The organism is Gilliamella sp. Fer4-1 (assembly GCF_001690515.1).
GTDB lineage: Bacteria > Pseudomonadota > Gammaproteobacteria > Enterobacterales > Orbaceae > Gilliamella > Gilliamella apicola_C.
This window is the reverse complement of sequence record NZ_LZGZ01000005.1, coordinates 1-5,288: the sequence shown is the minus strand read 5'-3', so window position 1 is coordinate 5,288 and position 5,288 is coordinate 1. Positions and strand designations below refer to the sequence as shown.

At 35.2% G+C, this 5,288-nt stretch carries 5 protein-coding genes; 1 reads left to right on the top strand and 4 read right to left on the bottom strand.

The window, feature by feature from the left end:
- Positions 1 to 301: 301 nt before the first annotated feature.
- From ubiD to aspS, 4 genes are all read right to left on the bottom strand, one after another.
- Positions 302 to 1,765, bottom strand: a complete 1,464-nt coding sequence (gene ubiD, locus A9G30_RS00120; protein WP_065587688.1) for a 4-hydroxy-3-polyprenylbenzoate decarboxylase — start codon at positions 1,763 to 1,765, stop codon at positions 302 to 304.
- Between the two features lie 115 nt (positions 1,766 to 1,880).
- Entirely contained in the window at positions 1,881 to 2,291 is a 411-nt protein-coding gene (locus tag A9G30_RS00115; RefSeq protein ID WP_065587687.1) for a hypothetical protein, read from the bottom strand.
- Between the two features lie 12 nt (positions 2,292 to 2,303).
- A complete protein-coding gene (gene nudB, locus A9G30_RS00110; RefSeq protein WP_065587686.1) occupies positions 2,304 to 2,756 on the bottom strand; it encodes a dihydroneopterin triphosphate diphosphatase in 453 nt (150 codons plus the stop codon).
- A 9-nt stretch (positions 2,757 to 2,765) separates the two neighbouring features.
- Complete coding sequence (aspS, locus tag A9G30_RS00105) at positions 2,766 to 4,523, bottom strand: aspartate--tRNA ligase (protein ID WP_065587685.1); 1,758 nt, start codon at positions 4,521 to 4,523, stop codon at positions 2,766 to 2,768.
- Between the two features lie 284 nt (positions 4,524 to 4,807).
- On the opposite strand from aspS, the gene A9G30_RS00100 reads away from it, so the two are divergent.
- On the top strand, positions 4,808 to 5,288 hold a 481-nt coding region (locus A9G30_RS00100; protein WP_065587684.1), incomplete at its 3' end, for a cysteine hydrolase family protein.

Genomic DNA, 5,288 nt, shown 5'->3' with positions numbered 1-5,288 from the left:
TGGGTTATTTTATTTATACTATTTTTAAAATAAAACATTATTAATCAATAAAGTTGAATCATCATGCCACATAAGGTCGATAACAAAAAATTTGATTAGGATAGAACAACGATATCAATATTATTGCCATCTTTAAAAAGAAAATTATTTAGCGCATTATTTTTATCTTCAATATACTGTTTATTCATTTATAGGAATAAATTCTTTAATGCGCATTTTGTCTTTTGCAATTCTATTCTTCTGTATCACACCTAATGAGTTTTTTAACTTTACCATAATAAAAAATGCGATAACGATAATACTATAAACCAAGTTCATTCCAGATTTCGTCAATTCGAGCAATAACTTTAGGATCTTTTTTAATGATTTTGCCCCACTCTCGATTTGTTTCACCAGACCATTTATTCGTGGCATCCAATCCCATTTTAGAGCCTAATCCAGAAACTGGTGAAGCAAAGTCTAAGTAATCGATCGGTGTATTATCGATAAAAGTCGTATCACGCTGTGGATCCATGCGAGTAGAAATCGCCCACATCACATCTTTCCAGTCTCGGGCATTAATGTCATCATCACAGACAATAACAAATTTAGTGTACATAAATTGTCGCAGATAAGACCACACTCCCATCATGATTCTTTTAGCATGGCCAGGATATTGTTTTTTAATTGTCACAATCGCAATACGATATGAACATCCTTCAGGCGGTAGATAAAAATCAACAATTTCAGGAAACTGTTTTTGTAAAATTGGAATAAAGACTTCATTTAACGCCAGTCCCATTATCGCCGGCTCATCTGGTGGCCTGCCTGTATAAGTTGAATGATAAATGGCGTCTTTACGGTGAGTTAAATGCGTCACCGTAAAGACAGCAAATTGTTCCACCTCATTATAATAACCCGTGTGATCGCCATAGGGTCCTTCTGATGCTAGCTCATTAGGATCAATATAACCTTCAAGAATTATCTCGGCACTGGCAGGAACGTCTAAATCACTTGATAACGATTTGACGACCTCTGTTCGGCTACCGCGCAATAATCCTGAAAAAGCATATTCGGGTAACGTGTCTGGCACTGGTGTCACTGCACCTAAAATAGTTGCGGGATCAGCACCAATAGCGACACTAATAGGGAATCTCTCGTTAGGATGCGCTTGTTGCCACTCAGCAAAATCAAGTGCACCGCCACGATGTGAAAGCCAGCGCATAATTAATTTATTTTTACCTAATAATTGCAAACGGTAAATTCCCACATTTTGCCGTTCTTTATAAGGGCCTTTGGTAATAGTTAATCCCCAAGACAGCAATGGTGCCACATCATCAGGCCAACAATGCATAATAGGTAAACGGGTCAAATCCACATCATCATCTTTAAAAACCATCTCTTGGCATGGCGCCGATGAACGACGTTTAACAGGCATATTTAACACTTGTTTATATTTAGGCAAGACATTAAAAAATTGCCGTATCCCTTTTGGTGGATCGGGCTCACGCAAAAATGCCAATAGCTCACCAATTTCACGCAAAGCGGAGGTATCTTCACGCCCCATTCCCATCGCAACACGTTTAGCTGTACCAAACAAATTACATAAAACAGGCATATCATAACCAATTGGGTTTTCGAATAATAAAGCTGGGCCTTCACTACGTAAAACACGATCAGCGATTTCGGTCATTTCAAGATAAGGGTTAACAGGGAACGAAATCCGCTTTAATTCGCCATGTTGCTCAAGATAATCTAAAAAATCCCGAAAATTTGAAAAATTCATTTATTATGACTCTCTATTACTAACTAACCTTGAGTTAACTAAACCCAGAATATTTTTAATCCTTAATACTCACTTATTTATCAGTCTAACTACATAACCTAACTATATAGCCTAACTACGGCAAAACCTTCCTATATATAGGCGTTTGTTTATCTTGATTACATTCAATAATTTTAGATGATAAAGCGTCAAATTGTTTTTCATCGATATCAATAAATTGATTCTGATCAACTTGGTAAAGGAGATATTGTTCAAATTTATCATCAAATAAAAAAGAAGCGATCCAATCATTGCGATCATCGTGATTTTCATTAGCAAATATCTTAATAATAATATATTCGTGTTTTTCTGATTGATCATGTAATTTATAATCAATGATTTTTTTAGCGATTTTATCATCATCATCATTAAAAATAACATGATCATTTTGATTAGGTTGACATTTTTTTATGTCTATATCTGCATGGCTAGTTGATACAAAAAAGTATAAAAAGGATAACACAATAGCATATAAATACGATTTCATTTCCTACCCCCCTTAATTAGATTCAATCAAACGATGAATGTTACCGATAGCTTCACTGTTATTGGGAGATAAAGTAAGATTGGTAGCATCATCAATCTTAAGCCATTGGTAAGCTAAATGTTCGGTAAGTATTGGCGTTATCTCGTCAATAAGAGGAAGATAAAACCAATGTTCTTTATTTACCGTAACATCTGGCGCATATCGATGCCTAAATTGTGGAAAAATTTCAAATTCAACGATATGCTCTACATCAATTAATTCAAGATTTTGACCAAGAATATCAATACCTGTTTCTTCTAAAACTTCACGAATTGCTGTTTCTTGTGGCGATTCATGAGTCTCCATACTACCTGTTACTGATTGCCAAAAATGGGGATCATCTTGGCGTTGTAACATAAGGCAACGTTTTGTTGTCTGGCAGAAAATGACTACCAGAACAGATTCAGGATTTTTAAATTTTTGCATCAAATATAACTATTTTTTACTTACTTCAATACCCAGTTCAGTCAAAGCTGCTGCATTTGCCGGGCTTGGCGCATCGGTAAGTAAACAAGTTGCCGCAGTTGTTTTAGGAAATGCTATCACATCGCGAATATTATCCGTTCCGGCTAATAACATACTTAACCTATCTAAACCGAAGGCTAATCCTGCATGTGGTGGCGTACCGTATTTCAATGCATCAAGTAAAAACCCAAATTTCTCACGTTGATCATGTTCGTTAATACCTAAAATTGAAAAAACGGCCTGTTGCATTTCACTACGGTGAATACGGACAGATCCCCCTCCAACTTCATAACCATTAATGACCATATCATAGGCATTAGCAACCGCATTCTCAGGATTTTTAATAAGATCTTCTGGCGAATAATCTTTTGGTGACGTAAATGGATGATGCATCGCACTTAACCCTTCATCGGTTTCTTCAAACATCGGGAAATCAACCACCCAAAGTACAGCCCATTTATTTTCATCGGTTAACGCTAAATCTTTACCGACTTTCAAACGTAATGCCCCTAGTGCATCGCTCACCACTTTATAGCTATCAGCACCAAACAATAAAATATCACCATCTTTAGCATTGGCGCGATTAAGTAATGCTTCCATTTGCGATTCATTAAAGAATTTTGCCACAGGGCTTTGTACACCATCTAATCCTTTACTACGTTCATTAACCTTAATCCATGCCATACCTTTAGCACCATAAACCGAAATGAATTGTGTATATTCATCAAGTTGTTTACGAGTTAATTGCGCACCATTTGGTACACAAAGTAAAGCTACACGCCCTTTAGGATCATTAGCTGGTGTTGAAAACACTTTAAAATCGACATCTTTAACCAAATCAGCCACATCAATAATTTCAAGGGGATTACGTAAATCGGGTTTATCACTACCATAACGACGCATTGCTTCAGCAAAAGTCATAATAGGGAACTTTCCTAAATCCACATTTTTTACATGCAACCAAAGTTCACGGATCATCTGTTCCATAACATCACGCACTTGTTCGGCTGTCATAAACGATGTTTCAACGTCAATTTGGGTAAATTCAGGTTGACGATCGGCACGTAAGTCTTCATCACGAAAACATTTTACAATTTGATAATATCGATCAAATCCTGACATCATTAATAATTGCTTAAATAGTTGTGGTGATTGCGGTAGTGCGTAAAACTCACCTTTATGAATTCTGCTTGGCACCAAATAATCACGAGCGCCTTCAGGTGTTGCTTTAGTCAACATCGGTGTTTCGATATCTAAAAAGCCATGTTCATTCATAAATGAGCGAACAAAAGCGGTAATTTTTGCCCGAGTTTTAAAAATCGTTGCCATTTCAGGGCGACGCAAATCAATATAACGATATTTTAAACGTTGTTCTTCACTGTTGTTTTGATTGAAATCAAGCGGTAAAACATCACTACGGTTAAATATAGTCAACTCGGTGGCTAAAATTTCAACCTCACCTGTCGCCATATCTTTATTAATTTGCCCTTCTGGTCTTGCTCTTACCTTGCCTTTAATTTGGATACAAAATTCATTACGTAACTCGCCTGCTAATTGATATGCTTGTTGATAATCAGGATCAAAAAAAACTTGCACAATTCCTTCACGATCACGCATATCAATAAAAATCATTCCACCTAAATCACGGCGTTTATTGACCCATCCACATAATGTGACGTCTTGATTAATATAATTTGCGTTTAGTTGTCCGCAATAAATTGTTCTCATTAAATATATCCTGTGTGCAATTGTCAAAAATAGCAATTATTATAGAGCAATTTATCAGGGGATAAAGCCCATGTTTTAAAATAATCACTATTTAATTTATTTATACTTGATTGATAATAATAATTTTACTTTATAGATTCTTTTGTAAATTACTTTAAATTCAATAAGATAATAAAATTAAAATCTTTTTCTTTAGATGAAATCGGAAAATGATTCATTTAAAACTTGTCATATCAAATATTTATTACTAAGCTTTAGTATGATTTAGATATTATTAACTTGATATGAAAGCTTTAATTTCAATTGACTACACTAATGACTTCATTGCTGACGATGGTGCGTTAACTACTGGTTCTGTGGGTCAACAAATTGAGCCCGAAATATTAAATATAACTGAATCATTTATTAAAAATAATCAGTTTGTCGTTTTTGCTATTGATGCCCATGAACCTTCAGATACATATCATCCTGAAAATTCACTCTTCCCACCTCATAATATTGTCGGAACAGTTGGACAACAATTATTCGGTAATTTACAGCAAATCTATCAAAAACAGCGAAATTCAGCCAATATTTATTGGATCAACAAACGCCACTACTCAGCATTTTGTGGCACAGATCTCGATCTTCGCTTACGCGAAAGACATATAACTGAAATTCATTTAATTGGTGTTTGTACTGATATTTGCATTTTACACACGGCTGTTGATGCTTATAACTTAGGTTATAAAATAGTTATTCATAAAAACGCAGTTGCAAGCTTTG